Source organism: Mammaliicoccus sp. L-M44 (assembly GCF_022386355.1).
Classification (GTDB): domain Bacteria; phylum Bacillota; class Bacilli; order Staphylococcales; family Staphylococcaceae; genus Mammaliicoccus; species Mammaliicoccus sciuri_A.
The window spans coordinates 1-289 of record NZ_JAJNIU010000082.1; the positions used below are offsets into that span (position 1 = coordinate 1).

Genomic DNA, 289 nt, shown 5'->3' on the forward strand with positions numbered 1-289 from the left:
ACCTGTTCCCATGCCGAACACAGAAGTTAAGCTCTTTAGCGCCGATGGTAGTTGGGCTTACGTTCCGCGAGAGTAGGACGTTGCCGGGCAAGTAATAATATTACATATTTTTAAATGGAGAATTAGCTCAGCTGGGAGAGCATCTGCCTTACAAGCAGAGGGTCGGCGGTTCGAACCCGTCATTCTCCACCATTTAAAGCCGGCCTAGCTCAACTGGTAGAGCAACTGACTTGTAATCAGTAGGTTGGGGGTTCAAGTCCTCTGGCCGGCACCATGTTTTAGAGCCATT

The 289-nt window shown here is 49.5% G+C and carries 2 tRNA genes and 1 rRNA gene; all 3 read left to right on the plus strand.

What is annotated here, in order from left to right:
• Positions 1 to 89: ribosomal RNA gene (gene rrf / locus LQ611_RS14025) — 5S ribosomal RNA — on the plus strand; the annotation flags it as partial.
• 27 nt (positions 90 to 116) lie between these two features.
• Positions 117 to 192 (plus strand) — tRNA-Val (locus LQ611_RS14030).
• 6 nt (positions 193 to 198) lie between these two features.
• Positions 199 to 274 (plus strand) — tRNA-Thr (locus LQ611_RS14035).
• Positions 275 to 289: the final 15 nt, after the last annotated feature.